This is a genomic window from Actinomadura logoneensis (assembly GCF_003428695.1).
GTDB lineage: Bacteria > Actinomycetota > Actinomycetes > Streptosporangiales > Streptosporangiaceae > Spirillospora > Spirillospora logoneensis.
Genome location: NZ_QURH01000295.1, coordinates 1 through 24,199, shown reverse-complemented (window position 1 = coordinate 24,199; position 24,199 = coordinate 1). Strand labels below are relative to the sequence as shown.

The 24,199-nt window shown below is 73.9% G+C and carries 28 protein-coding genes and 1 pseudogene; 19 read left to right on the top strand and 10 right to left on the bottom strand.

From position 1 onward, the window contains the following. Window positions 1-216 precede the first annotated feature (216 nt). The 6 genes from hutU (at window position 217) to DZF91_RS17935 (ending at window position 7,348) form a co-directional block, all read left to right on the top strand. Window positions 217-1,875 carry a urocanate hydratase gene (gene hutU, locus DZF91_RS17960; protein WP_117358608.1) on the top strand — a complete coding sequence of 553 codons (1,659 nt, stop codon included), beginning with the start codon at window positions 217-219 and terminating at the stop codon, window positions 1,873-1,875. A gap of 38 nt (window positions 1,876-1,913) precedes the next feature. Continuing rightward, window positions 1,914-3,119: an allantoate amidohydrolase gene (locus DZF91_RS17955; protein ID WP_235834380.1), complete on the top strand. Its 1,206-nt coding sequence runs from the start codon at window positions 1,914-1,916 to the stop codon at window positions 3,117-3,119. A 9-nt stretch (window positions 3,120-3,128) separates the two neighbouring features. Then, window positions 3,129-4,490, top strand: coding sequence for a formimidoylglutamate deiminase (locus tag DZF91_RS17950; protein WP_117358607.1), 1,362 nt, complete (start codon window positions 3,129-3,131; stop codon window positions 4,488-4,490). Between the two features lie 123 nt (window positions 4,491-4,613). Beyond that, a complete protein-coding gene (locus tag DZF91_RS17945; RefSeq protein ID WP_117358606.1) occupies window positions 4,614-5,060 on the top strand; it encodes a hypothetical protein in 447 nt (148 codons plus the stop codon). Between the two features lie 150 nt (window positions 5,061-5,210). After that, the gene (locus DZF91_RS17940; RefSeq protein ID WP_117358605.1) at window positions 5,211-6,014 is read left to right on the top strand and encodes an alpha/beta fold hydrolase; all 804 of its coding nucleotides are present in this window, start codon (window positions 5,211-5,213) and stop codon (window positions 6,012-6,014) included. Next, window positions 6,014-7,348, top strand: a complete 1,335-nt coding sequence (locus DZF91_RS17935; protein ID WP_117358604.1) for a PP2C family protein-serine/threonine phosphatase — start codon at window positions 6,014-6,016, stop codon at window positions 7,346-7,348. Before DZF91_RS17940 ends, DZF91_RS17935 begins: the two co-directional genes overlap by 1 nt. A gap of 88 nt (window positions 7,349-7,436) precedes the next feature. Here DZF91_RS17935 and DZF91_RS17930 read toward each other — a convergent pair whose 3' ends face one another. Both DZF91_RS17930 and DZF91_RS17925 read right to left on the bottom strand, forming a co-directional pair. Continuing rightward, on the bottom strand, window positions 7,437-7,913 hold the full coding sequence (locus DZF91_RS17930) for a hypothetical protein (RefSeq protein WP_117358603.1): 477 nt from the start codon (window positions 7,911-7,913) through the stop codon (window positions 7,437-7,439). Between the two features lie 256 nt (window positions 7,914-8,169). After that, window positions 8,170-8,559: a DUF302 domain-containing protein gene (locus DZF91_RS17925; RefSeq protein ID WP_117358602.1), complete on the bottom strand. Its 390-nt coding sequence runs from the start codon at window positions 8,557-8,559 to the stop codon at window positions 8,170-8,172. A 46-nt stretch (window positions 8,560-8,605) separates the two neighbouring features. Between DZF91_RS17925 and DZF91_RS17920 the strand changes: the two genes are divergently transcribed. Then, a complete protein-coding gene (locus DZF91_RS17920) occupies window positions 8,606-9,193 on the top strand; it encodes a TetR/AcrR family transcriptional regulator (protein ID WP_117358601.1) in 588 nt (195 codons plus the stop codon). A 39-nt stretch (window positions 9,194-9,232) separates the two neighbouring features. On the opposite strand, the gene DZF91_RS17915 is transcribed toward DZF91_RS17920, so the two are convergent. Then, complete coding sequence (locus DZF91_RS17915; RefSeq protein WP_117358600.1) at window positions 9,233-10,507, bottom strand: SGNH/GDSL hydrolase family protein; 1,275 nt, start codon at window positions 10,505-10,507, stop codon at window positions 9,233-9,235. Continuing rightward, the gene (locus DZF91_RS17910; protein ID WP_328589189.1) at window positions 10,504-11,292 is read right to left on the bottom strand and encodes an ATP-binding protein; all 789 of its coding nucleotides are present in this window, start codon (window positions 11,290-11,292) and stop codon (window positions 10,504-10,506) included. The genes DZF91_RS17915 and DZF91_RS17910 overlap by 4 nt, the downstream gene beginning before the upstream one ends. Window positions 11,293-11,418: 126 nt before the next feature. On the opposite strand from DZF91_RS17910, the gene DZF91_RS17905 reads away from it, so the two are divergent. From DZF91_RS17905 to DZF91_RS17880, 6 genes are read left to right on the top strand one after another with little or no spacing between them, the layout of a single operon-like run. Further along, window positions 11,419-12,228 carry a helix-turn-helix domain-containing protein gene (locus DZF91_RS17905; RefSeq protein WP_117358598.1) on the top strand — a complete coding sequence of 270 codons (810 nt, stop codon included), beginning with the start codon at window positions 11,419-11,421 and terminating at the stop codon, window positions 12,226-12,228. Beyond that, complete coding sequence (locus tag DZF91_RS17900; RefSeq protein WP_117358597.1) at window positions 12,225-12,419, top strand: DUF397 domain-containing protein; 195 nt, start codon at window positions 12,225-12,227, stop codon at window positions 12,417-12,419. The genes DZF91_RS17905 and DZF91_RS17900 overlap by 4 nt, the downstream gene beginning before the upstream one ends. Next, complete coding sequence (locus DZF91_RS17895) at window positions 12,416-12,613, top strand: DUF397 domain-containing protein (RefSeq protein WP_117358596.1); 198 nt, start codon at window positions 12,416-12,418, stop codon at window positions 12,611-12,613. The genes DZF91_RS17900 and DZF91_RS17895 overlap by 4 nt, the downstream gene beginning before the upstream one ends. Then, on the top strand, window positions 12,610-12,807 hold the full coding sequence (locus DZF91_RS17890; RefSeq protein ID WP_117358595.1) for a DUF397 domain-containing protein: 198 nt from the start codon (window positions 12,610-12,612) through the stop codon (window positions 12,805-12,807). The genes DZF91_RS17895 and DZF91_RS17890 overlap by 4 nt, the downstream gene beginning before the upstream one ends. Beyond that, window positions 12,804-13,004, top strand: coding sequence for a DUF397 domain-containing protein (locus DZF91_RS17885; protein ID WP_117358594.1), 201 nt, complete (start codon window positions 12,804-12,806; stop codon window positions 13,002-13,004). The genes DZF91_RS17890 and DZF91_RS17885 overlap by 4 nt, the downstream gene beginning before the upstream one ends. Further along, window positions 13,001-13,189: a DUF397 domain-containing protein gene (locus DZF91_RS17880; protein ID WP_328589188.1), complete on the top strand. Its 189-nt coding sequence runs from the start codon at window positions 13,001-13,003 to the stop codon at window positions 13,187-13,189. The genes DZF91_RS17885 and DZF91_RS17880 overlap by 4 nt, the downstream gene beginning before the upstream one ends. Before the next feature lie 22 nt (window positions 13,190-13,211). On the opposite strand, the gene DZF91_RS17875 is transcribed toward DZF91_RS17880, so the two are convergent. Together DZF91_RS17875 and DZF91_RS17870 are read right to left on the bottom strand one after the other, a co-directional pair. Continuing rightward, window positions 13,212-13,853 carry a TIGR03085 family metal-binding protein gene (locus DZF91_RS17875; RefSeq protein WP_117358593.1) on the bottom strand — a complete coding sequence of 214 codons (642 nt, stop codon included), beginning with the start codon at window positions 13,851-13,853 and terminating at the stop codon, window positions 13,212-13,214. A gap of 63 nt (window positions 13,854-13,916) precedes the next feature. Further along, the gene (locus tag DZF91_RS17870; RefSeq protein WP_117358592.1) at window positions 13,917-15,065 is read right to left on the bottom strand and encodes an FAD-dependent monooxygenase; all 1,149 of its coding nucleotides are present in this window, start codon (window positions 15,063-15,065) and stop codon (window positions 13,917-13,919) included. Window positions 15,066-15,145: 80 nt separating this feature from the next. On the opposite strand from DZF91_RS17870, the gene DZF91_RS17865 reads away from it, so the two are divergent. Continuing rightward, entirely contained in the window at window positions 15,146-15,709 is a 564-nt protein-coding gene (locus DZF91_RS17865) for a TetR/AcrR family transcriptional regulator (protein WP_235834379.1), read from the top strand. Window positions 15,710-15,806: 97 nt separating this feature from the next. Then, the gene (locus DZF91_RS17860; RefSeq protein WP_199486710.1) at window positions 15,807-16,736 is read left to right on the top strand and encodes a GDSL-type esterase/lipase family protein; all 930 of its coding nucleotides are present in this window, start codon (window positions 15,807-15,809) and stop codon (window positions 16,734-16,736) included. A 54-nt stretch (window positions 16,737-16,790) separates the two neighbouring features. On the opposite strand, the pseudogene DZF91_RS17855 reads toward DZF91_RS17860, so the two are convergent. After that, window positions 16,791-17,597: pseudogene (locus DZF91_RS17855) on the bottom strand (LysR family transcriptional regulator); the annotation flags it as partial. Window positions 17,598-17,690: 93 nt separating this feature from the next. Between DZF91_RS17855 and DZF91_RS17850 the strand changes: the two are divergent. Continuing rightward, window positions 17,691-18,452 carry an arginase family protein gene (locus DZF91_RS17850; RefSeq protein WP_117358590.1) on the top strand — a complete coding sequence of 254 codons (762 nt, stop codon included), beginning with the start codon at window positions 17,691-17,693 and terminating at the stop codon, window positions 18,450-18,452. Here DZF91_RS17850 and DZF91_RS17845 read toward each other — a convergent pair. Further along, window positions 18,440-19,417 (bottom strand): phosphotransferase family protein, encoded by a 978-nt coding sequence (locus tag DZF91_RS17845; RefSeq protein ID WP_147341194.1) that lies wholly within the window; start codon window positions 19,415-19,417, stop codon window positions 18,440-18,442. The two genes, DZF91_RS17850 and DZF91_RS17845, sit on opposite strands and share 13 nt — an antisense overlap. Before the next feature lie 131 nt (window positions 19,418-19,548). On the opposite strand from DZF91_RS17845, the gene DZF91_RS17840 reads away from it, so the two are divergent. Then, window positions 19,549-19,851 (top strand): hypothetical protein, encoded by a 303-nt coding sequence (locus tag DZF91_RS17840; RefSeq protein WP_117358588.1) that lies wholly within the window; start codon window positions 19,549-19,551, stop codon window positions 19,849-19,851. After that, a complete protein-coding gene (locus tag DZF91_RS17835; RefSeq protein WP_117358587.1) occupies window positions 19,848-21,737 on the top strand; it encodes a hypothetical protein in 1,890 nt (629 codons plus the stop codon). Before DZF91_RS17840 ends, DZF91_RS17835 begins: the two co-directional genes overlap by 4 nt. Window positions 21,738-21,872: 135 nt before the next feature. Here the strand turns inward: DZF91_RS17835 and DZF91_RS17830 are convergent, their stop codons facing one another. Together DZF91_RS17830 and DZF91_RS17825 are read right to left on the bottom strand one after the other, a co-directional pair. Further along, window positions 21,873-22,250, bottom strand: a complete 378-nt coding sequence (locus DZF91_RS17830; RefSeq protein WP_117358586.1) for a Rid family hydrolase — start codon at window positions 22,248-22,250, stop codon at window positions 21,873-21,875. A 52-nt stretch (window positions 22,251-22,302) separates the two neighbouring features. Beyond that, window positions 22,303-23,247, bottom strand: coding sequence for a threonine ammonia-lyase (locus DZF91_RS17825; RefSeq protein WP_117358609.1), 945 nt, complete (start codon window positions 23,245-23,247; stop codon window positions 22,303-22,305). Window positions 23,248-23,332: 85 nt separating this feature from the next. On the opposite strand from DZF91_RS17825, the gene DZF91_RS17820 reads away from it, so the two are divergent. Further along, a partial coding sequence (locus DZF91_RS17820; protein ID WP_147341193.1) for a LysR family transcriptional regulator occupies window positions 23,333-24,199 on the top strand: 867 nt, incomplete at its 3' end.

Sequence of the window (24,199 nt, the reverse complement as noted above, 5' to 3'; positions counted from 1 at the left end):
GGGTGCCCGGCCCCGGCCCGGACCGCCACCTCGCGCCGGAGATCGCCGCCGCGACCGAGCTGGTCCGGGACGGCTCGCTCGTCGCCGCCGCCGAGGCCGTCACCGGCCCGCTCTTCTGACCGCCGGCGCGCGGGCGACCGCGCGCCCCGTCCGTCCCGCCGGTTTTCCGGCCAACCGACCGTCCAGTCGTCCGTCCAGCCTTCGAGGAGAACCCTCATGTCCGGTCCCCGCCCCGTCCGCGCGCCGCGCGGGACGCAGCTCACCACCGCCAAGGGCTGGCCGCAGGAGGCCGCCCTCCGGATGCTCCAGAACAACCTGGACCCCGAGGTCGCCGAGCACCCCGACAAGCTCGTCGTGTACGGCGGGACGGGGAAGGCCGCCCGCGACTGGAACTCCTTCGACGGGATCGTCCGGTCGCTGGAGTCCCTGGACGGCGACGAGACGCTGCTCGTCCAGTCCGGCAAGCCGGTCGGGATCTTCCGCACGCACGAGTGGGCGCCGCGCGTGCTGATCGCGAACTCCAACCTCGTCCCGCAGTGGGCGAACTGGGACGAGTTCCGCCGCCTGGAGGCCGAGGGCCTCACCATGTACGGGCAGATGACCGCCGGTTCGTGGATCTACATCGGCACGCAGGGCATCCTGCAGGGCACCTACGAGACGTTCGCGGCCGTCGCGGCCAAGCGGTTCGGCGGCTCGCTCGCCGGGACGATCACGCTGACCGCCGGGCTCGGCGGGATGGGCGGCGCGCAGCCGCTCGCGGTGACGATGAACGGCGGCGTCGCGATCTGCGTCGAGGTCGACCCGTCCCGGATCGACCGGCGCGTGGAGCACCGCTACTGCGACGTGCGCGCGGACTCGGTGGACGAGGCGCTGCGGCTGGCCGTCGAGGCCCGCGACAAGCGCGAGCCGCTGTCGATCGGCCTGCTCGGCAACGCCGCCGACGTCGTCCCCGAGCTGCTGCGCCGGGGCGCGCCGATCGACATCGTCACCGACCAGACCAGCGCGCACGACCCGCTGGCGTACCTGCCGTCCGGCGTGGCGTTCGAGGACTGGGACGACGAGCGCGGCAAGGACCCGAAGGGCTTCACCGACCGCGCCCGCCAGTCGATGGCCGCGCACGTCGAGGCCATGGTCGGGTTCATGGACGCGGGCGCCGAGGTCTTCGACTACGGCAACTCGATCCGCGGTGAGGCGCAGCTCGCCGGGTACGACCGCGCGTTCGCGTTCCCCGGGTTCGTCCCCGCGTACATCCGACCGCTGTTCTGCGAGGGCAGGGGCCCGTTCCGCTGGGCGGCGCTGTCGGGCGACCCGAAGGACATCGCGCGCACCGACCAGGCGATCCTCGACCTGTTCCCGGAGAACGAGCCGCTGACCCGGTGGATCAAGATGGCGGGGGAGAAGGTCCACTTCCAGGGCCTGCCGTCGCGGATCTGCTGGCTCGGCTACGGCGAGCGCGACAAGGCGGGCGCGGTCTTCAACGACCTGGTCGCGCGCGGCGAGATCAGCGCGCCGATCGTGCTCGGCCGCGACCACCTCGACTGCGGCTCGGTCGCGTCCCCGTACCGCGAGACCGAGGGCATGAAGGACGGTTCGGACGCGATCGCCGACTGGCCGCTGCTGAACGCCATGCTCAACACCTCGTCCGGCGCGACCTGGGTGTCGATCCACCACGGCGGCGGCGTCGGCATCGGCCGCTCCATCCACGCGGGCCAGGTCTGCGTCGCCGACGGCACCGAGCTGGCGGGCCGCAAGCTGGAGCGGGTGCTGACCAACGACCCCGGCACGGGCGTCATGCGGCACGTGGACGCCGGGTACGAGCGCGCGGAGGAGGTCGCCGACGAGCGCGGCGTCCGCATCCCGATGCGCGAGAACTGACCGCCGTCCGCACATGACCGGCCGCTGAGGAGGACGGGTTGGGTTTCGAGGAGATGTGGGCGGCGCTGCTGCCCGTCGGACGTGACACCGCCACCGGCGGCTACGACCGGTTCGTGTGGACGCCGTCCGAGCTGGAGTGCCGTGCCTGGTTCCTCGACGAGGCCCGCGCCCGCTCGCTCGACGTCGAGAGCGACGGGAACGGCAACCTGTTCGCGTGGTGGCATCCGGCGGACGGGCGGCGCGACGACGCCGTCCTGACCGGCAGCCACCTGGACTCGGTGCCGGGCGGCGGCGCGTTCGACGGGCCGCTCGGCGTCGTGTCGGCGTTCGCGGCGATCGACCTGCTGCGCGCCCGGGGCGTCGAGCCGGCGCGTCCGCTCGGCGTCGCCGCGTTCGCCGAGGAGGAGGGCGCGCGGTTCGGCGTCGCCTGCCTGGGCTCGCGGCTGCTGGCGGGCGCGATCGACCCGGCCCGCGCCCGCGCGCTGACCGACGGAGCGGGCCGCACGTTCGCCGAGGTCGCGGCCGAGAACGGCGTGGACCCGGACGGCATCGGACGCGACGACGCCCTGCTGTCGCGCGTCGGCTGCTACGTCGAGCTGCACGTCGAGCAGGGGCGCGCGCTCGGCCCGGCCACGCCGGTCGGCGTCGCGTCCGCGATCGTCCCGCACGGCCGGTGGCGGCTGGACTTCACCGGCGAGGGCAACCACGCCGGGACGACCCGGCTGATCGACCGCCGCGACCCGATGCTGCCGTTCGCCTCGACCGTCCTCGCGGCCCGCGCCGCCGCCGAGCGGCACGACAGCGTCGCCACGGTCGGCAAGGTGCGGGTCGTGCCGGGCGGGGTGAACGCGATCCCGTCGGCGGTCGCCGCGTGGCTGGACAGCCGCGGCCCGGACGAGCGGTCGGTCCGCGCGACGGTCGCCGACGTGCTCGAACACGCCCGCGCCGCCGCGCGGGGGCACGGCGTCGGGGTCGAGCTGACCGAGGAGTCCTACACCGAGGTCGTCGACTTCAACCTCGCGCTGCGCGACCGCGTGGTGCGGGCGCTCGGCGGCGTGCCCGTCCTGCCGACCGGCGCGGGGCACGACGCGGGCGTGCTGTCGGCGGTGCTGCCGACGGCGATGCTGTTCGTGCGGAACCCGACGGGCGTCTCGCACGCGCCCGCCGAGCACGCCGAGACCGCCGACTGCCTCGCCGGGGTCGAGGCCCTCGCGGCGGTACTGGCCGACCTGGTCCGGGGGTAGAAGACCGGTATGCGATGGCACGCCGAGTACGCCTGGCTCGGAGACGGCGTCGCCGCCGACGTCCTCATCGAGGCCGACGGCGAGCGGATCAGCGGCATCAGCAGCGGCGTCCCGGCCCCGCCGGACGCGCCGCGCCTGCGCGGGCTCACCCTCCCGGGGCTGGCCAACGCGCACTCCCACGCCTTCCACCGTGCGCTCCGCGGCCGGGTCCAGGCCGACCGCGGCACCTTCTGGACGTGGCGCGAGACCATGTACAAGGTCGCCGAGCGCCTCGACCCCGACTCCTACCGCGCGCTGGCCACGGCCGTGTACGCCGAGATGGCGCTGGCCGGCGTCAGCTGCGTGGGCGAGTTCCACTACCTGCACCACCGTCCGGGCGGCGCGCCGTACGACGAGCCGAACGCGATGGGCGAGGCGCTCATCGACGCGGCCCACGCGGCGGGCGTCCGCGTCACCCTGCTCGACACCTGCTACCTGACCGGCGGGCTGGGGCAGCCCCTCGCGGGCGCCCAGCTCCGCTTCGGCGACGGGTCGGCGGGGGACTGGGCGCGGCGCGTCGACTCCCTCTACGAGCAGAACGACAAGGGCGGCCGTCCCCACGCGCGTGTGGGGGCCGCGATCCACTCGGTGCGGGCGGTCCCGCGCGAGCAGATCCGGGCCGTGGCGTCGTGGGCGAAGGAGCGGCGCGCGCCGCTGCACGTCCACCTGTCGGAGCAGCCCGCCGAGAACGAGGCGTGCGTGGAGGCGTACGGGATGACGCCGACCCGGCTGCTCGCCGAGTGCGGCGCGCTCGGGCCGCTCACCACGGCCGTCCACGCGACGCACCTGACGCCGGACGACATCGGGCTGCTCGGCACGACGATGACCGGCGTGTGCATGTGCCCGACCACCGAACGCGACCTCGCCGACGGCATCGGCCCCGCCCGCGACCTGCACCACGCGGGCTCCCCGGTCAACCTCGGCTCCGACCAGCACGCGGTCATCGACCTGTTCGAGGAGGCGCGCGCGGTCGAGCTGGACGAGCGGCTGCGCACCCGCGTCCGGGGCCACTGGACGGCGTCCGAACTGCTCGCCGCCGCGACGTGGAACGGCCACTCCGCGCTCGGCTGGCCGGAGGCGGGACGGCTGGAGCCCGGCGCGTACGCCGACCTGACCACCGTCGCGCTCGACTCGCCGCGCACGGCGGGCGCGGGCCCGGAGTTCGCGGCGGAGACGGCCGTGTTCGCCGCGACCGCCGCCGACGTCCGGCACGTCGTGGTGTCGGGACGGCAGGTCGTCGAGGACGGGCGCCATCTGCTCGTCCCCGACGTCCCGGGCCTGCTCCGCGACACCATCGCGGCCGTCACCGCCGAGGACCCGCCGTCCGCCTAGATCGTCGCGGGGACCTCCGGTGCCGCAGGCCCCGCGCTGGCCTGATCCGGTCACGGCGCCCGCGACTGATTCTCCTCTCGGCGGTCACGACTCCGGAGGCCGCACGGCGGGCCGGAGGAGAGCATGCGGAGACACGACGACTCCGAAGCGAAGGGCGCCTGGGCGATGGAACGCCGGGCTGACCCGGACTGGGCATGGCTGCGCGAGACGTACGGTCTGGAGTACGCAGAGTGCGATCTCCTCAGGCGTGCGGTGGAGCGCGGTGAAGCGGTGCCTCAAGAGCGGCTCCGGGAGCCTGCCGCCGCATATGCCCGAAGGCTGTTGCAGCGGCCCTGGTGGCTGCGGCGCGGTTCGGCCAGATTCCATGGCTGGGGAATGGTCGGGGTCGGCCTCGGTTTCTGCCTGGCGGACGCCGTTGCCCTAATGGTGGCCGGTGCCTTGGTCACCGTGGAGTCGGCGGTCGTGCATGGTGCGTTTCTGCTGGTGATCCTGTCGTTCGTCGTCAATAGGCAATGGTTGTTGGCAAGGCGAATTCAGCGATCCGCCCGGCTCAACTCCATGAAGGAATGACCTTCTAAGCGGAGGACTGTCATCACCGCGAGCCCCAGCACGGCGTCGACTACAGAGAGTTACGGCGCGGTTCGTTCCTGCTCGGGCGTCCTGGGGCCGGGGGAGCGGGCGGCGGGAGGAGCACTGGGCGGGCCTGCGAGGATGACAGATGTGGACATTCTGTGCAGGAACAACGTCACGGTCACCGGAAACCCTCACGGACGGACGGTGGTGCTGGCGCACGGGTTCGGCTGCGACCAGAACATGTGGCGTCTGACCGTGCCCGCTCTGGCCGCCGACCACCGGGTGGTGCTGTTCGACTACGTCGGGGCGGGACGCTCGGACCCCTCGGCGTTCCGCGCGGAGCGGTACGCCTCGCTGGACGGGTACGCCCGGGACGTCGTGGAGGTGTGCCAGGCTCTCGACCTGCGCGACGTGGCGTTCGTGGGGCATTCGGTCAGCGCGATGATCGGGGTGCTGGCCGCCGGCTTGGCCCCCGACCGCATCGGGTCGCTGGTGATGGTGGCGCCCTCCCCGCGCTACATCGACGACGAGGGCTACCGGGGCGGATTCAGCGCCGCCGACATCGAGGAGCTGCTGGAGTCCCTGGAGTCGAACTACCTGGGCTGGTCGGCGGCGATGGCGCCGGTGATCATGGGCAACCCGGAACGGCCCGAACTCGGGGAGGAGCTGACCAACAGCTTCTGCGCCACCGACCCCGATATGGCGCGCGTCTTCGCCCGGACCACCTTCCTGTCGGATTCGCGCGACGACCTCAAGGGTGTGAGGGTGCCCACGCTGGTGCTGGAGTGCACCCAGGACGTCATCGCCCCGCGGGAGGTCGGCGCCTTCGTCCACCGGGCCGTCCCCGGCTCGGTGCTGGTCACCCTGGACGCGACCGGGCACTGCCCGCAGCTTTCGGCTCCCGTCCCCACCAATACGGCGATCACCGAGTTCCTGTCGAGTCTGCGCTGATGTGCCCCGCCGGGCGGGACCCCCACGGAGCCGACGAGGGCCAGGCGACCGACGCGAGGTTCGCGGCCCTGCTGGAGGACAGCGCCGAGGAGCTGTACGAGGGCGCGCCCTGCGGGTACCTGTCGACGCTGATGGACGGCACCATCGCCAGGATCAACGCCACGCTGCTGGACTGGCTGGGCCTGGACCGCGACGCCGTGGTGGGGCGGATGCGGTTCCCCGATCTGCTGACCGTGGGCGGCAAGCTGTACCACGAGACGCATTTCGCGCCGCTGCTGCAGATGCAGGGCCGGATCAGCGGCATCGCCCTGGACCTCAGGGACGGCGACGGCGGGCGGCTACCGGTGCTGGTGTCCAGCGCGGTCAAGCACAGCGACACCGGTGAGCCGCTGCTGATCCGCACCACCGTCTTCGACGCCCGGGACCGCCGCGCCTACGAGCGGGAACTGCTGCGCCGCCGGCGAGCCGCCGAAGAGGCGCAGCGGCGGGCCGAGGCCGACCGGGCCCGGCTGCAGGAGGCCATGGCGGCGCTGCAGCAGGCCCTGCTGCCGCCCGCCCTGCCCGCGATCCCGGGGATGGAGACCGCCGCCCACTACCACACCGCCTCACCCGACCGGCTGGGAGGCGACTTCTACGACGTCTTCCCCCTGGACGACCGGCGTTTCGCCTTCTTCCTGGGCGATGTGTGCGGCAAGGGCCCCCGGGCCGCCGCGGTCACCTCGCTGACCCGCTACACCCTGCGCGCCGCCGCCGTGCACGACCCCGACCCCGCCGCGGCCCTGACCACCCTCAACACGGTGCTGCACGAGCACTACGGCGGAGACGACCCCCGCTTCTGCACCGCGATCTTCGGCGTGCTGGAGCCCGATCCCGCCACCGGGCAGGTCGCCGTCCACCTGGCCTCGGGCGGTCACCCCGCCGCCCTGGTCCTCCGCGCCGGCCACCACCCGGGCGACGGCCCGAACGACGGCCCGAACGACGGCCCGGATGGCGAGGTCGGCGGTTCGGCCGAGTTCCTGGCCACTCCCGGCGGCTGCCTGATCGGGATCCTGCCCGAAGCCCGTTTCGTCTCGGCCGCCACCGTCCTGGCCGCGGGAGACGCCCTGCTGCTCTACACCGACGGCATCACCGAAGCCCGCACAGGCCACGGCGCCGCCACCATCTACGGGGAACAAGCCCTGCGCGAATTCGTCGCGGGCTACGCGAGCGGGCCCGTCGACACCCTGGTCCACGCCCTGACCGGCCTGCTGGACGGCTTCGGCGAAGGACTCGACGACGACACCGCCCTGCTGGCGCTCGGCGTCCAAGCCCCTTCACAACTTCCGGCCGCCTGAGGAACGCGCGCTGACCGCGCGGAAGACCGATCTTCCCGTCGACTTATGGGGCATCCGCTGCCATCCAATCCCGATCACGCCATCGCGATTAGTCGTCCGGGAGAGGCGCGATCTCCACGGTCCTGCGGCGCGCGGCCGGGTGGACGCTCCCGTTCCGGATCTGGCGCGGCTCCCGGATCCGGCGCGACGACGCCCCCGCCCCGTCGCGCCAGACTCCGAGCACCAGTCCGAGCCGCCTCCTGCTGACCGGATTGACGTGGCCGAGCGCGGCGCAGAGCCCGCGCACGCCCGACACGGCGTCCGCGAGGACCCGTCCGGACGCGTCCGACCGCCGGTACGCCCGCCGCAGCACGCGCGGCACGCGGTGCCGGAGACGGCGCGGCCCCGCCGAGATTCGTCGGGCCTCCCGCGCCACGTGGACGGCCACGACCCTGGCGATGCCCGGTTCATGGCCCGTCCGCCGCGCCACGGTCCGCGCGGCCGGTACGGTCGGCGGTCGCTGCGGCGGCCTGCGCAGCGCCCGTTCGCGGTCGAGATCCGTGACAGCCGGTCCGTCCTCGGTCAAGAAGCGACCTTTCGTTCGGTGTGACTGAACCTTTCTTTCGTGGTCAACTTAGGAACCGTCCCCCGAAGCGGTCAAGCCGCCGGTGACCGCCGGTGACCGGAAGGCATCTGGGCGTCCCGGACGCACCGCTGCGAAGTGCGCAATCAACCCCTTACCGGGACGATGTCCACCACCGGCCAGCGGCATCCGGGACGCACCGTCAAGCAGAGAACGCCGCGACGTGGGCGGGCGTCACGGCGTTCGGCGACCGGAAAGGTCAGGCCGTCAGGGCGGCGAGCGCCGCGTTGAGGCGTCGGCCGGCCTCGTCGGCGACCGGCTGGAGCTCGGGCTTCTCCGTCACTCCGACCATGGTCTGCGGGTCCAGCGCCTCCACCACGGTCCCGTCGCCGTCCGTCCGGACGACGACGTTGCAGGGGAGCAGCATCCCGATGCGGCGGTCGGCCTCCAGCGCGCGGTGCGCGAGGGTCGGGTTGCACGCGCCGAGGATGAGGTAGTCCTCGACCTCGGCCCCGATCTTCTCCTTGAGCGTGCTCCGGACGTCGATCTCGGTCAGCACGCCGAAGCCCTGGTCCTTCAGGGCGTCCCGGACCCGCTGCACGGCCCGCGCGAACGGCTCCTCGATCCGGACGGTCAGTCCGTAGTCCACAATGCCCCCCTTGAGGGTAGACGGAACGTTCTGTACGGTCCTACCCATGGCCGACGACACGACGCCCCCCGCCCGCCGCCGTATCCTCGACGCCGCCGACGAGCTGTTCTACGCGCACGGCATCAACTCGACCGGCGTGGACGCGGTGATCGAGACCGCCGGGGTCGCCCGGATGACGTTCTACAAGCACTTCGGCGGCAAGCAGGCGCTGATCATGGCCTATCTGGAGGGCCGCGAGACCCGCTGGCAGCTCCGCCTCCAGCGCGCCATCGACGCCGCGGGCGACGACCCGCGCGCCCGCCTGCTCGCCGTCTTCGACGCGCTGTCCGAATGGGCGAGGTCCCAGTCCCGGTTCCGCGGCTGCTCCTTCGTCAACGCCCTCGCCGAGCTCGCCGAACCCGACCACCCGGCGCGCGCGGTCGTCCAGGCGTACAAGAGCGCCCTGCGCGACTGCGTGCTCCAGCTCGCCCAGGAGAGCGGAGCCCCCGACCCCGCCCTCCTCACCGACCAGCTCCTCCTGGTGTACGAGGGGGCGATCTCCACCAACGCCCTCGGCAACGTCGAGGACGCCGTGGACAAGGCGCACTTCACCGCCGAGCAGCTCATCAACGCCGCCGTCCCGGTCCCTCGCTGACCGCGCGCCGGGGGCGGCCGGACCGGCCGTCCGCCCAGGTCAGCGCGGCAGGCCCGGCAGCGCGCGGGCGATCGCCTGGTAGCCCGCGTCGTTCGGGTGCAGACCGTCCTCGTACACGTACGCGACCAGCGGACGGTCCGGGGCGGCCGGATCGGCGATCGCCCGGTCCACGTCCAGGACGGCGTCGAACGTGCGGCTCGTCCGGATCCACCTGTTGACCTCGACGCGCGCCTTCTCCACCGTCGGCGACCACACCGGGAACAGCGCGGACCGCATCGGCAGGATCGTCGCGCCGACGACCTTCACGCCGCGCGCGTGGGCCGCCCTCACCAACTCCCGCTGCGCCTCGATGACCTGCCGCGCCGTCGAGGGGCCGGTGTTCCCGAGACACGGGTCGCCGGGGGACTCCCGCAGGTCGTTCGCGCCCAGGTGGACGAGCGCGACGCGCACGCCGGGCCGGTCCAGGACGTCCCGCTGGAACCGCGCCGTGGCCTTCTCCCCGGCGCACGGCGAGTCGTGGCGCAGCCGGTTCCCGCCGATGCCCGCGTTCACCACGGCCACCGGACGGGACGTCCCCGACAGGCGCTCGGCCAGCAGGTCCGGCAGGGCCGCGTCCGCGCCCGGCGTGGACCCGACGCCGTCGATCAGCGAGTCCCCGAACGCCACGACCGTCCCGGCGCTCCGGCCGCCGCTCACATCGACGCCGGAGAGGAAATAGGTGGAGTTCGTGCTCTTCGCGTACGCCGCGGACCCCACGTCCGTCAGGTGGTCGCCCGACGCGAGGAAGGCGGGACGGCCCCCGAACAGGTGGAACGTCGCGGGCCCGGTCGGCGCCCCGAACCTCAGCGTGATCGCCAGTTTTTCCAGCGGCGCGGTCCTGAACGGCAGCGGGTCGCTGACCGCCTCCGCGCCCGGCCGGACCATCGGGGCGCTCCGTCCGCCGAACGTCAGCCGCACACTGCTGCCCGGCCACACCTTCGCCCCGCCCGCCGACCGGGCGACCGCCGCCGCGTCCACCTTGAGCGGGTTCTTCCCGTACAGGTTGGAGATCCGCACCCGGACCCGCGTCCCGCCGCTGCTCAGCCGCACCACCTGCCGGAGCGTCTGCTTCGCGAAGCCCTCCATCGACCAGTTCTGGCCGGAGTCCTCGTCCCCGGCGATCGGACGCTGCATCGCCGCGCCCCAGCTCTGCGTCCACACGGTGGCGGCCTTGTCCGGCGTCCTGGCGACGGCGGTGGCCGTCCCGCCGGCCAGCGCGAGCACGACCGCCCCCGCCACCGGAACCCGGACCCGCCGAAAGATCGTTTGATTCATGACGGAGATCCCACCGCGCCCGCGTCCCCGGGCGCATCGCAGCCACCCCCAGGTTTCCCGGTAGGGCAGACCCCCGCCCCGGCCGAGGCCGTTTCCAGGGTCCGGACGATCCGCTCCCCGGCCTCCTGGAGGTCGATCAGCGGAAGCCGCAGGTAGACGCCGGACGAGTCGCGCCACGAGAACGTGAGCGGGCAGACCCAGACGTTCAGGCTCTCCACGGAGACGATGGAGACACCCGCGCTGTCGCTCGCCCGCGACGGTCGCAGGCCCCGCGCGGCGAGCACGTCCACCAGCCGCTGCGCCGCGACCCCGGGCGCGATGCTCCACGGCGGACGCGGCCACCGCTCGGGGAGGGGGAGGACGAACCAGGTCGCCTTGCCGAGCATCGGCGTGTGCGCGAGCCGTGACCGCGAGGGGTGGCTGCTCCAGCCGGAGGTGAGCGCCTCCACGATGCCGAGCCCCTTCCCGGTCTCCGCGAGAAGGTCCCCGTCGCGGGGACGCGGAACCGCCGCACGGCTCCCGTCGAAGACGGAGACGACGAGCTGCGCGCGCGGACGCGTCCGGGCCCACACCCAGAGCTCGACCGCGCCGGTGGCGTGCCGGTAGGCGTTGGTGACCAGCTCACTGGCGGCGACCACCGCGTCATCGACCACGGCGGCGTCGAACCCGGCCTCCGCCATCGCCGCCCCGAGCAGTCCCCGCGCCCGCCCGGCCGCCGAAGCGTCACAGGGAAGCTCCCAGAGGCACGCCCCACCGAACGGAAGATCCCGCGCACGCCCACCCATGAAGATCACCCACCGTCTTGGTCTCGTCTCTTTGCGTAACTTCAAGACGAGCGTGACTCTCCGTGCTTACGGTGATTACGCATTCGGATGTACTGAAACATCCGGCGGAGCGAGGAGGCGGGGCCCATGACCGGCATGGATCTGCTCGACCCACAGGCGTCCACGTGGGACCTCATAGCCGTTCAGCTGCGGATACTCCGCGTAAGGCACGGCTGGACGTGTGAACAGGTGGCACGCACGGCCAACGTCTCGCGCTCCCATGTTTCAAACTGGGAGGCAGGCCGTCGCCGTCCACGCCGCGCGGAACTCGTCGCGCTCGACGAGGCGTGGAGTACGGGTGGCCTGCTCGCGACCCTCCACGGGTATGCGACCGACGGCTACGACCACACGAGGCTCGGCGCCTACCTTGACCACGAGCGCAAGGCCGAGACGATCGAGGGGTTCAACTCGGACCTGGTCTTCGGGCTCTTTCAGACCGAGGACTACATGCGCGCGCTCTTCGAGGCGGGCGGCGTCGTGGAGGACGTCGAGGCGGAGGTCGCCAAGAGGCTCGAACGTCAGCGGATCCTCACCCGTCCGAAGCCGCCGAAGCTGTGGATGGTGCTCGCTCAACCCGCCCTCGTGTGGCAGGTAGGCGATGCGGCGGTGATGCGGGGGCAACATGCTCATCTGTTGGAGATCTCCCGCCTGCCGAACGTGAGCCTTCGCGTCCTTCCTGTCTCGGCGGGCTGGGTGTCAGTTCCCGGCTCGCTCTCCATCATGAATTCGAGGGACGAGGAGGTCGCCTATTTCGAGGCGGGACGCATGGGTAGGGTCTACGAGCGAAGGCCCGAGGTGCAGCAGGCGCGCGTGCAACTCAACAACATCAACGCGCGGGCGTTTCCGGAGCGACAGTCGTACGCCCTGATCGAGTACACGATGGGACTGTTCAGATGACCTCTTGGCGCAAGTCGTCGCACAGTGATGACGCCGGTGGACAGTGCGTTGAGGTGGCGGCACTGAGTGGGTGGATCGGCGTCCGTGACAGCAAGGCTCCAGACGTCGGCCATGTGGAGTTCGCCCCAGCCGCGTTCGCCGACTTGCTGGCTTGTGTGAAGACGGATCGCGGCGCACAGTCGGAGGCATGACCCCCGCCTGGCGAAAGTCCAGCCACAGCCACGGTTCGGATTCGGACTGTGTCGAGTTGGCGTCCTTTTCCCTGGGGATCGGCGTGCGGGACAGCAAGGCCCCGCAGACTGGTCACCTTGTGCTTTTGGACGCGGAGTTCGGTGCCCTGCTGGCTTGTGTGAAGGCGGACTGCGGCGCACAGTCGGAGCCATGACCCCCACTTGGCGGAAGTCCAGCCATAGCCACGACGAGAACTCCGACTGTGTGGAGCTGGCGAACTTCTCGATGGGAGTGGGTGTCCGGGACAGCAAGGCCCCGCAGGCTGGTCACCTTATGCTTCTGGACGCGGAGTTCGGCGCACTGCTGGCTTGTGTGAAGGCGGATCGCGGCGCACAGTCGGAGGCATGACTCCCATCTGGCGTAAGTCCAGCTACAGTCACGGAGTGGAGAACTCGGACTGCGTCGAGCTGGCGTCCCTCTCGAAGGGGATTGGCGTCCGCGACAGCAAGGCTCCGAAGGCGGGTCACCTCCTACTCGCCCGCGCTGAGTTGGCGCTCCTGCTCGCTAGCGTGAAGCGAGAAAGCGGTGCGGACTCGGTGGCGTGATCCCCACCTGGCGTAAGTCGAGCCACAGCCTTGGCGCGAATTCGGACTGTGTTGAGTTGGCGTCCTTCCCCCTGGGGATCGGCGTGCGGGACAGTAAAGACCCGCAAGCTGGGCATCTCTTGCTCGCGCCTGGCGACTTCACGAAACTTCTCGGGGGCGTGAAGGCGGGACGCTTCGGTCGGTGAGCCTGTCCTGCGCCTTCGGTCCCTAGAGGCCGAAGTGGGTGTAGCGGACGGCTTGGGCGGCGCGGGTGGGGCCGCTGATCTCCACCTCCGCCGCGTCCTTGCGGCCGAACAGGTAGAGCATCAGCTCGCCGGGGGCTCCGGTGAGGCGCGCGGTGGGGTTGCCGCGGCGGGCCTGGACGGTCCTGACCGTGCCCGCCCACTGCAACTCCAGGCCCACGCCGCGCAGGCGCCGGGAGAGGAGCCACGGGGCGCGGCCGAGGTTCTCCCACAGGGCCTCGTCCATCGCGTGACCGTGCGTTCGCGGACGCCCGCCGTTCGCCCGCCGGACGTCCTCGTGGTGGACGAAGAACTCGTTCAGGTTCGGGCCCTGGCGCATCCATCCGAGCCGGAACGGGCCCGGCGGCGGCCCCGAGCGGAGCGTCGCGACGAGTTCGGAGAAGTGGTGTTGTGCGAGCGCCAGCCTGCGGCGTTCGGCGAACCGGCTCCACGGACCGGGCATCACCAGGCCGGGGGCCGCGAGGTGGTCGCGCTCCCGCAGCACCAGGTGCGCCGCCAGGTCCCGGGTCGTCCACGGATCGAGGAGCGTCGGGGCCTCGGGCCCGAGCTCTTCCAGCAGGTCGCAGAGGTGCGCCCGCTCGGTGGCATCGAAGTACGCCTCGGCCATGCCTCCGGAGTCTAGACACCGGCCCGGCCGCTGAACATGACGGCCACGGCCACGGATGCGTCGTCACCGCGTCGGGCTGTCGCGCGGGGGCGTCCAGTCGAAGACCGAGTCGCCCTGCCGCAGCAGCGCCGTCGGGCCGAGCAGGCCCAGCGCGCGGATCGCCGCGTCCCGCGCCGCGACGGCGACCGGATGGCTCAGCCTCGTCAGCCGGGAGATCCGCGCCGACCGCTCCACGATCGCGGACGTCCTCGGCAGTCGCGCCCTCGTGTACGCGGGCAGCCCGCCGCCGCCGGTCAGCTCGTGCGCGAGGACGACGGCGTCCTCGATGGCCTGGCACGCGCCCTGTCCGAGGTTCGGCGTCATCGCGTGCGCGGCGTCGCCGAGCAGCGCGACCCGCCCCCGGTGCATGGCGGGCAGCGGCTGGGCGAGGTGGAAGACGTCGTTGCGCAGGATCGGCCCGGCCCTCTCCACCAGCTCGGGGATCGGCGCGTGCCACGACCGGAACAGCCTCGTGAGCTCGGCCTTCTCCCCGTCCGGCGCGGACGCGCCCGCCGGTGCCACGGCCGTCATGTAGCAGTACACGCGGTTCCCGGCGAGGGGCATGACCCCGCAGACCAGCCCGCGTCCCCAGGTCTCGGACGGCGTCGGGGGCTCGTCGGCCTCCACCACGAACCGCCACGCCGTCACGCCCGCGTACTGCGGCCCCGGATGGTCCGGGAACGCGGTCGCGCGGATCGGCGAGTGGATGCCGTCCGCCGCCACGACCAGGTCGGCCCGCCGCTCCCGGCCGTCGTCGGTCCGGACGACCCCGAGGTCCGGATCGACGCCGGTCACGGTCGTGCCGAGCAGCGTCTCGACCCGGTCGAGCCGCCCGGTGAGCAGGTCCACGAGCGCGGACCGCAGCAGCAGGACGGTCGGGTCGCCGTACCGGGCGACGGCGGCCTCCGCGCTCGTCCGGCTGAGCCAGGCCCCGCCCGCCCGCCGGATACCGGCGTCCCCCTGGAACGCCGCCAGCTCCCGGACCGGGTCGCCGAGCCCGAGCGTGTCGAGGGCGCGCAGCGCGTTCGGCCCGAGCGCCAGGCCCGAGCCGACCGGGTCCAGCGAGGGCGCGCGCTCGGCCAGCGTGACCTCCCAGCCCCGGTCCGCGAGCGCCACCGCCGAGGTCAGCCCGCCGATGCCGCCGCCCACCACGATCGCCGTCCGTGCGGCCATGCCCGCCTCCCGCTCACTACGTCTGTAGTTCTCCTGTGGGCACTGTAACGCGGGCTTCACTACACCGGTAGTTTGGGGGGGTGACTTCACGAGCCGAGACGGTCGCCGACGCCGCCATCGCCCTGCTGGTCGACCGGGGGATGCGCGGCCTCACCCACCGGGCCGTGGACGAGGCGGCCGGACTCGCCCCCGGTTCGACCTCCAACGTCGCCCGCACCCGCCTGGCGCTCCTCGAACTCGCCCTGACCCGGCTCACCGAGCTGGACGACGCGGCGCTGCTCGCCGACCTGCCCGTCCCGCCGGGCCTCGGCCGCGACGAGCTCACCGAGATCGTCGCGCGGGCGCTGCACGTCCAGCTCACCAGCGCCCGCCGCCGCGCGCTCGCCCGCTACGAACTCGCCCTCGAGGCCAACCGCCGTCCCGAGCTGCGCGAGATCTACGACCGCGCCGGACGGCGCTTCCGCGAACCGCTCGTCGCGCTCGTCACCGCCGCGGGCTCTCCCGATCCCGCCGCCCACGCCCGGCGCCTGGTCGCCTTCCACGAGGGCGTCCTCTTCGACGCCCTCGCGGGAGCGGGCAGCGTGCCGTCGCTCGCCGACCTCCGCGAGGCCACGGCTGACTTCCTGAAGGGCATCCTCCCCTGACCGCTCCAGCGGTGCGGCCCGGCGGCGACCGGGGGAAGGGGCGGGACGGCGGTCGGTAGGCTGATCCGGTCGTTCTTGGAAGAAAGGCCCGGTCCGCGTGGTGAGTCCGTCCCGTCCGCACGCCCTGTTCTCCTTCGGCACGCTGCTGGACGAGCGGGTGCAGACCAAGCTCTTCGGGCAGGCCGTCCCGCGCTTCCCGGCGGCGCTCGCGGGGTACGCGACCCGGCCGCTGCGGATCACCGACCCGGACGTGGTCGCGACGAGCGGCCTGGAGGTGCACCTGACGCTGACGCGCGAGATCGGCGCGGAGGTCGAGGGCGCCGTCCTGCACCTCACCGACGACGATCTCGCCGCCGCCGACGCCTACGAGGTGGACGACTACGTCCGGCGGCGCGTGCGCCTCACGTCCGGTGAGACGGCCTGGGCCTACGTGGACGCGAGGCCGCTGCGTCCCGCCGCCCGGATCGTGATCGCCGGGGACAGCATCGCGTACGGGCGCTGCGACCCCTCCGGCGGATGGGCGGCGCGCCTGGCGTCCGAGCACCTGGCCGCGAACGAGACCGACCACCGCGTCTTCAACGTCGCGATCCCCGGCAGCTCCCTGGACGACGTCCGCGAGCAGCTTCCCGCGCTGCTGCCCGCCCGCCTGCCCGACACCCTCGTCGTCGCGGCGGGCATCAACGACTCCGCCCGTCCCGACAGCGGCGACGGCTGGCTCGCGGACGTCGCCGACAACCTCGAAGCCCTCGCGCGCACCGCCATGAAACACAACGCGCGCCTCGTCGTCCTCGGCCCCACCTGGGTGGACGAGCCGAACGCACCCGTCTACGGAGAGCTGCGTTTCACGCTCGCGCGCGCCGAGGCGCTACGCGAGTCCGTCCGCGCCTGGTGCGCCGCGAACCACATCGACCACATCGACATGTGGGACGCCCTGCGCGACCGTCCGGACCTCCTCGCCGACGGCCTGCACCCCACCCCGGAGGGCCACCGCGTCCTGCACGGGCACCTCACCGCCCTCGCCCGCTAGCAGGTCGAGGACGGCCCGGACGGCGAGCGTGGAGTGCCGGGTCAGGGCGTGGACGGCGCGGCTGAGGGGCAGGTCGGCGAGCGGCCGGAGCACGACGTCCGGCGGCGCGCCGTCCGCGCCGCTCTCCGGCACCAGCGCGACGCCCAGCCCGTGCCGGACCATCTGGAGGATCAGCGCGTAGTCGTCGGCCGAGTGCCCGGTGTCCGGACGGAAGCCCGCCAGCGCGGCGGCCCGCTCGATGAGCCGGTGGTCGGCGGTGCCGCGCGAGCCGACGATCCACGGCTCCGAGGCCAGTTCCCGCAGGTCGACGAGGTCCCGCGCGGCCGGGTGCCCGGCGGGAAGCGCGACCAGGACGGGTTCGCTGCGCACCGTCCGGACGTCCAGGCCCTCCGGCGCGGGCTCCGGAAGCAGGCTGTAGGCGTAGGTGATCGCCAGGTCGCAGTGCTCCTCCCGCAGGGCCGCGACCGCGTCGGCGGGTTCGAGTTCGCGGATGACGACGCGCAGCTCGGGGAAGCGGGTCCTCGCCGCGCGGACGGCCGGCAGCAGGTCACGGACGGCGGCCGTGGCGAACGTCGCGACACGCACCGGGCCGCGCGGCGTTCCCGCCTCGCGGAGATCCTTCTCCGCCGCGTCGAGGGCGTTCAGCACGGTGTGCGCGTGCCCGACCAGGCGGTTCCCCTCGGCCGTCAGCCGGACGCGCCGTCCGGCCCGGTGGAAGAGCCGCACCCCGGCCTCCCGTTCGAGCCGGGCCAGGTGCTGCGACACCGCGGACGAGGTCATGCCGTTCACCTCGCCGACGGCGGTCATGGTCCCGTACTCGGCGAGGTCGCGCAGGAGGCGCAGGCGCGTCGGATCCAACATCAAGCCAGCCTTACGGACAGTCGCAGGAACACTAAGTGGACCTTCGAGGACGACGCCGACGACACTACTGCCCACCCCACCGGAAGGACCGTGATGTTCACCGTCGTCGAAGTGCCGCAGTGGCAGGGCTCGTCCTCCCCGGACGCGCGGAAACTGGTCGAGGGCGCCGCCAGGATCGCCGCGCTGGTCAGCGCCGACGCGCCCTGCGAGCACGTGCGGGTCACGCCCGGGGAATCCCTCGCGGAGACGGCCTCGCGCGTCCGGAACGCCCTGCCCGAGCGGAGTTTCACGGTCACGGTCGGAGGGGACTGCGGCGTCGAGCTCGAACCGGTCGCGGCGGCGGCGCGCCGTTACGGCGACCGCCTGACGGTCGTCTGGTTCGACGCGCACGGCGACCTCAACACGCCGGAGTCGTCGCCCTCGGGCGCGTTCCACGGCATGGTCCTGCGGACGCTGCTCGGCGAGGGCCCGGACGACCTCGTCCCGCCGGTGCCGCTGCGGCCGTCGCAGGTGCTCCTGTCCGGTGTGCGCGCCCTGGACCCGGCCGAGCGCGACCACCTCGACCGCGAGCGCTTCGGCGACCCGCGAAACCTTCGCGACGACGCCGTCCTGTACGTCCACCTGGACCTGGACGTCCTCGACGGCTTCGCCTCGGTCGGCTGCCCCGAGCCCGGCGGTCTCTCGCCGGAGGAGCTGTTGTCGCAGGTCAGCGTCCTGGCATCGGGGCGTGAGGTGGTGGGACTGGGCATCACGGAGTACGCGCCGTCCGACCCGCCGGACCCGGCGGACGAGCTCGTCCTCGCCGACCTCGTGCCGCGGCTGATCCGGCTCTGCGCGACGTTTCAGGACCGGTAGAAGGCGTCCAGGCAGCGCGTCGTCCACTCGGTGTGCAGGGCGCGCAGCGCGGCGGGCGTCAGGTCCGGACGGCCCAGCGGGACGTAGTTGTCCGTCCAGGTCTCCACCCAGAGGTGCGAGTTCCGGACGGCGAACAGGTCCCACGCCGCCACGTTGGTGACCCGGACGCCGGAGGCCCGTTCGTACGCGTCGAGGAACGCGTCCGCCGCGGACGGGCCGTGCAGGAGGTGCAGGTCGAGGCGGCACCAGCTCACGTCGAAACCGCGTGGCGCGAGGCAGCCCCCCGCCCAGTCGACCACGCCCGTGAGGGTTCCGTCGTCCGCCCACAGGACGTTGCCCGACCAGAAGTCGCGGTGCGTCAGCACGCGCGGCTCGGCCGCCAGCGTCCCGGCGAACTCGGTCACCAGCGGCGCGGCCGGACCCCGCCGGAGGGACGGCGGGTAAGAGTCGGCCAGACCGTTCCGGAGCCGCGTGAGCGGCGCGAGGTCCGTGGCGTGGACGCGCGCCAGGGCGCGGCCGAGCTGGACGGCGGCCCGCTGCGGGTCGTCCGGGCGGATGTCGGCGCGGCCGGGCACCAGGGTGATCAGCGTCGCGGGACGTCCGGCGCGCGAGCCGTCGCGGTCGGCGGCGACCAGGCCCGGCACCCAGCCCGCGAGGCCGTCCAGCGAGGTCAGGACGTCCTCCTCCGTCGCCGCCGCGTCGTCGCCGGGCGGGAACGCGCGCAGCACCAGGGGACCGGACGGGGTGCGGAGCAGGCTCGTGGCCGCGTGGGTGCCGCCCGCGAACGCCCGAACGACCGCGACCGGCCCGCCGGTGACGTGCGTGACCCACGCCAGCAGACGCGCGGACGGCTCGGACGGCTCGGACGGCGCGGACGGCGCGGACACCAGGTCGGCGGGCTCGTCGGTCGCGCCCGAGGACGGCGCGTCCATGGCGTCGTGGTCGGGACGGCCAGGTTCCAGCACGCCGCCAGTCTGCCATTCCGGGTGACCGTTCCCGCTGCGATGCCTGGAGCCTGCCGACCGCCCCCTCGGCCGTGTCGTAGGTCGTGGCTAGGCTTCCGCCGACGGACGGCGGGACGGAAGGGCGGCGGCGGATGACCACGGGGATCGACGAGATCGACTGGGGGTCGCTCCAGGACGCGTACGGCCCGGCGGACGGCTTCCCGCGGCTGCTCGCCGCCGTCACCGCCCCCGACCCCGGCGTGCGGGAGGAGGCGGTCCACGAGCTGTTCGGCACCGTCCACCACCAGGGGACGCTGTACTCCTCGACGCCCCACGCCGTCCCGTTCCTCGCCCGTCCTCGACGCCCCACGCCGTCCCGTTCCTCGCCCGCGCCGCCGCCGACCCCGCCACCCCGGAGAGGGAACGCGCGAGCCTGGTCCACCTGCTCTCCGTGATCGCCGAAACCGAGAACGCGTCCCCGGACGTCCTCGCCGACGTCCGGGCGGCGCTGCTCCGCGACGTCGGCCTGCTCCTCACCTACCTGGACGACCCGGACGCCGAGGTCCGCCACTCCGCCGCCGGGCTGCTCGGCCACCTGCCGCCCGAGACCGCCGACCGGGTGCTCCCCGCCCTGTGGGCCCGCCGCGAGGCCGAGGACGAGCCGGTCGTCGTGGCGGCCCTGCTCGCCGCCGCCGGACGCCTCGCCCCCGACGCCTGCGCCGACCGGCTGGCCGACGAGCTCGCGCCCGACCGTCCGCACCCGGTGCGCGCCGGAGCGCTCTGGGCGGCGTCCGCCGCCGGGCTGCCCTGGACGGACGCGTCGGCCGCGACCCTCGCCGACTGCTGGACGGACGGCGACCCCCTGCCGGACTGGATCTGGTCCGCCACCCCCTTCGAGGACATCGTGCTGCGCCTCGACACGCCGTCCTTCGCCGCGTGCTGCCGCACCATGCTCGACCAGGGCACGGACGAGGCCGCCCGCGCCGCGGTCAACGCGCTGCGCGAGCGGTGCGGACGGTCGCGCTCGGCCCGCGCCGAACTGGCGCCGCTGCTCGCCCGCTGCGTCGACCACCGCGACCCGCGGGTGCGGCGGGAGGCCGCCGAGACCGTCCGGGAGGTCCGCGAGGCCGCTCCGTTGGCGGCCGACGCCCTGGCCGCCCGCGCCGCGCGCACCGCCCTCCGGTCCCGCGACCTGCCACGGGGTCCGGTATCCGGCGACACCGATGACCTGCTCCTGTTCCGGACCGCGCTGGCCGTGCTGATCGAGCTCGACGACGAGCGCTGGCGGGAGCCGCTCGTCCGCGCCCTCGACGCGGGCCGTGACGTGAACCGCGCGCTGCACCTGGTGGTCGACAGGGACGTCCCCTGCGACGACGTGCTGCTCGGGGCCGTCCGGCGGCGGCTCGCCGCCTGGTGGTCGAAGGAGGGCGGCCACGCCGATACTCCGTTCCCCGACATGCTGCGGGACAACGACGCCCATGCCCTCACCAGGATCATCCACCACTGGGGGCCGGACGCCGCGGCGGCGGTGCCCGAACTGCTCCCGCTCGTCCCGGTCGACCGCTGGTGGACCGTCCGGGCGCTGGGGAGGATCGGCCCGGCGGCGTCGGCGGCGGTGCCCGTGCTGGAGCGCGTCCGCGACGCGGACGGCCCCTGGGAACGTCGGCTCCTGTGCGCGGAGGCGGTCGCCGCGATCACCGGGGACGGCGGCCAGTTGGCCGACCGCGTCGCCGCGGCGGCGTCCGGCGGAGACCCGGTGCGGGCCGCGCGCACGGCCCTCCGCCACGGTCTCCCGCTGGACGGACTGCTTCCCGCGCTGCGGGCCGCCGCCGCTGCGCCCCCGCCGGAGTCCGCCCCGGAAGCGGACGTGGACCGCAGGCGGATCGACGCGGCCCGCCTGCTGCTCGAGCGGGGCGAGACCGGGATCGCGGTCCGGGCCGCCGCCGACGCCCTGGACGCCGGCATGTACACGGTGAACGCCCTCGAACTCGCCGGGCTGGCCGGACGCGCCGCCGCGAGCCTCGAACCGCGGGTCCGCGCCCTGCTCGACCCGGTCCATCGGATGACGGCCGCGCACGCGCTCTTCCGGATCACCGGCGAGTCCGGGCCGCTCGTCGCCGCGCTGCGCGACGAACTCCGGCAGGGCGGCTTCGGGCGGTGGCTGGCCGAGCCCCTGCGCGACCTCGGCCCGGCCGCCGCCGAACTCCTGCCCGAGCTGCGGGAACTCCTTTACGGCGACGCGCCCGTCGGGCTCTCGGGCTTCGGCTGGCGGCGAGCCGCCGAGGACGAACACGACCTCGCGCGCCTCGTCGGCGAACTGACCGCCTCGCCGAGCAAGTGACCGCCTCGTCGCCGCACTGACCGACCCCTCGCGGGACGACCCGGCATGGGGAGCACCGACCGGCCGGGAGCCCCGACCCGCACCGCGGGTCCTCAGGCGTGGGTCCTCAGGCGTGGGTCGGCAGAACGCGGGTCGTCAGGGGCGGACGATGGCGTCGGCTTCGATCTGCACCAGCAGCTCGGGGGCGAGGAGCGCGCCGACCTCGACCATCGTCGTCGCCGGGCGGTGCGGGAAGAACCGGCGGAGCAGCGTGACGATCTCCGCGCGGCGGCCGATGTCGGTGAGGTACACGCGGATCCGGACGACCTCGTCCAGGGCCGAGCCGACCTGACGCAGCGCGATGTCGACGCGCCGGATGACCTCGGTGGCCTGGGCGACCACGTCGGTCCCGCCGGCCGGGCCGTCCGGGGTGGCGGCCGTCGTGCCGCCCAGCCACACCGCCTGGCCCACGCGTACGGCCTTCGGACGGGCCAGCGCCTCGTCGAAGTACGGCTCTCGATACGTCTCGTCCACCGGACGACGGTAACCGCGGGCGGGCCCGGCGGACAGTCCCAAAACCGAATTCTCAGGCGAGTGCCGCGATTTCGGATCGGGAGGCGTTGCCGCCGGTGCAGACGACGGCGACGCGGCGGCCCGCGAAGTCGTCCGGGGCCGCGAGGACCGCCGCGAGCGCCGCCGCGCCCGCGCCCTCGGCGAGGGTGTGCGCGTGCGTGGCCAGGACGCGCTGCGCCGCGCGGATCTGTTCGTCCGACACCAGCCGGAACTCGGCGAGCCCGGCGCGCAGCAGGCTCTGCGGCAGCGTGAAGCCGCGGCCCGTCGCCAGGCCCTCGACGGCCGTCCGGTTGGGGCGTTCGACGGTGTCCCCGGCCCGCCACGAGTCGTGCGCGGCGGGGGAGGACGCGGACTGGACGGCGATCACCCGGCAGTGCGGCGCGACGGCGGCGGCGACCAGGCAGGCCCCCGCGGCGCCGGTGCCGGACCCGACCGGCACCACCACGGCGTCCAGGTCCGGGCACGCCTCCAGCAGCTCCAGGTAGGCGGTGCCGACCCCGGCCATCAGCGCGGCCGTGTCACCCGGGCTGACCAGCAGGAACTCGTCGGCGAGGGCTTCCGCCGCCTTCTGCGCCCCCGCCATGTCCGCGCCGCTCAGCAGCACCCGCGCACCGTACCCGCGCGTCGCGCGTACCTTCTCCTCGCTCGCAGTCTCCGGCATGACGACCGTGCAGGGCGCGTCGTACTCGGCGCACGCGTACGCGATCGACTGGGCGTGGTTGCCCGTCGAGTACGTCACCAGGCCGCGCCGCCGCCGCTCCGGCGCGAGCCCGGCGAGCAGCGTCAGCCCGCCCCGCACCTTGAACGCTCCGGTGGGCTGGACGTTCTCGTGCTTCACCACGACGGACGCGCCCGCCGCCTCGTCCAGCGCGGGGTAGGACCACTGGGGCGTCGCGGGCAGCCGGGAGGACAGCAGGTCGCGGGCGGCGAGGACGTCGTCGAACGTGGGAGGTCGCATGCGTCCCATGGTCCGGGTCCCGCGACCCATAGGTCCAATGCCAATCCTCTCTGTAACGCATCGAGCTCGTTGATACGTTCGAGTCATGCTCGACGTCGTCCGACTCCGCGTGCTGGCCGCCGTGGCGCGGCACGGCTCGGTCACCGAGGCCGCCCGCGCGCTCGGCTACGCGCAGCCGTCCGTCAGCCACCACCTCGCGCGGCTGGAGGCCGAGACCGGGAGCAGGCTCGTGCAGCGCGTCGGACGGGGCGTCCGGCTGACCGGCGCGGGACGCGTGCTCGCCGAACGCGCGGAGGAGATCCTGGGCCGGCTGGACGCGGCCGAGGCCGAGCTCGCCGCGCACACCGGCCTGCGCGCCGGGCGCGTCCGGCTCGCCGCGTTCCCGTCGGCGCTCGGCACGTTCGTCCCGCGCGCCGCCGCCGCGTTCACCGCCGCCCACCCCGGCGTCGAGCTGCGGCTGAGCGAGGCCGAGCCGCCCGAGGCGGTCCGGGCGCTGCGCGCGGGCGAGATCGACGTCGCGGTGCTGTTCGCCCACCCCGACGGCCCGTCCGACGGCCCGGACGGCCTGCGCCGCGTGGACCTGCTGACCGACCCCGTCCACCTCGTCGTCCCGCGGGACGCGCCGGGCGACCGCCTCGCCGACCACGCGTCCGCCCGCTGGATCTCCGGCTGCGAGCGCTGCCGCGAACGGCTCGTGCACGCCTGCGCGGACGAGGGCTTCACCCCGGACGTCGCCTTCACCACCGACGACTACGTGGCGGTGCAGGCGCTCGTCGCGCAGGGCCTCGGCGTGACGACCCTGCCCGGCCTCGCCCTGCGCGCCGTCCGGGATCCGGGCGTCCGGACGGTCCGCCTGCCCGGCCAGGCCCGGCGGATCACCGCGGCCGTCCACGGCGAGCCGCCCGACCCGCCCGCCACCGCCGCCCTCCTGCGCCACCTCGCCGACGCCGCG

What these genes read in the sequence shown, in the direction of transcription:
- hutU (WP_117358608.1), top strand. Translation starts at nt 217, where the DNA reads ATGTCCGGTCCCCGCCCCGTCCGCGCGCCGCGCGGGACGCAGCTCACC.
- DZF91_RS17950 (WP_117358607.1), top strand. Translation starts at nt 3,129, where the DNA reads ATGCGATGGCACGCCGAGTACGCCTGGCTCGGAGACGGCGTCGCCGCC.
- DZF91_RS17945 (WP_117358606.1), top strand. Translation starts at nt 4,614, where the DNA reads ATGCGGAGACACGACGACTCCGAAGCGAAGGGCGCCTGGGCGATGGAA.
- DZF91_RS17935 (WP_117358604.1), top strand. Translation starts at nt 6,014, where the DNA reads ATGTGCCCCGCCGGGCGGGACCCCCACGGAGCCGACGAGGGCCAGGCG.
- DZF91_RS17920 (WP_117358601.1), top strand. Translation starts at nt 8,606, where the DNA reads ATGGCCGACGACACGACGCCCCCCGCCCGCCGCCGTATCCTCGACGCC.
- DZF91_RS17915 (WP_117358600.1), bottom strand. Translation starts at nt 10,507, where the DNA reads ATGAATCAAACGATCTTTCGGCGGGTCCGGGTTCCGGTGGCGGGGGCG.
- DZF91_RS17910 (WP_328589189.1), bottom strand. Translation starts at nt 11,292, where the DNA reads ATGGGTGGGCGTGCGCGGGATCTTCCGTTCGGTGGGGCGTGCCTCTGG.
- DZF91_RS17905 (WP_117358598.1), top strand. Translation starts at nt 11,419, where the DNA reads ATGACCGGCATGGATCTGCTCGACCCACAGGCGTCCACGTGGGACCTC.
- DZF91_RS17900 (WP_117358597.1), top strand. Translation starts at nt 12,225, where the DNA reads ATGACCTCTTGGCGCAAGTCGTCGCACAGTGATGACGCCGGTGGACAG.
- DZF91_RS17895 (WP_117358596.1), top strand. Translation starts at nt 12,416, where the DNA reads ATGACCCCCGCCTGGCGAAAGTCCAGCCACAGCCACGGTTCGGATTCG.
- DZF91_RS17890 (WP_117358595.1), top strand. Translation starts at nt 12,610, where the DNA reads ATGACCCCCACTTGGCGGAAGTCCAGCCATAGCCACGACGAGAACTCC.
- DZF91_RS17885 (WP_117358594.1), top strand. Translation starts at nt 12,804, where the DNA reads ATGACTCCCATCTGGCGTAAGTCCAGCTACAGTCACGGAGTGGAGAAC.
- DZF91_RS17875 (WP_117358593.1), bottom strand. Translation starts at nt 13,853, where the DNA reads ATGGCCGAGGCGTACTTCGATGCCACCGAGCGGGCGCACCTCTGCGAC.
- DZF91_RS17870 (WP_117358592.1), bottom strand. Translation starts at nt 15,065, where the DNA reads ATGGCCGCACGGACGGCGATCGTGGTGGGCGGCGGCATCGGCGGGCTG.
- DZF91_RS17850 (WP_117358590.1), top strand. Translation starts at nt 17,691, where the DNA reads ATGTTCACCGTCGTCGAAGTGCCGCAGTGGCAGGGCTCGTCCTCCCCG.
- DZF91_RS17840 (WP_117358588.1), top strand. Translation starts at nt 19,549, where the DNA reads ATGACCACGGGGATCGACGAGATCGACTGGGGGTCGCTCCAGGACGCG.
- DZF91_RS17825 (WP_117358609.1), bottom strand. Translation starts at nt 23,247, where the DNA reads ATGCGACCTCCCACGTTCGACGACGTCCTCGCCGCCCGCGACCTGCTG.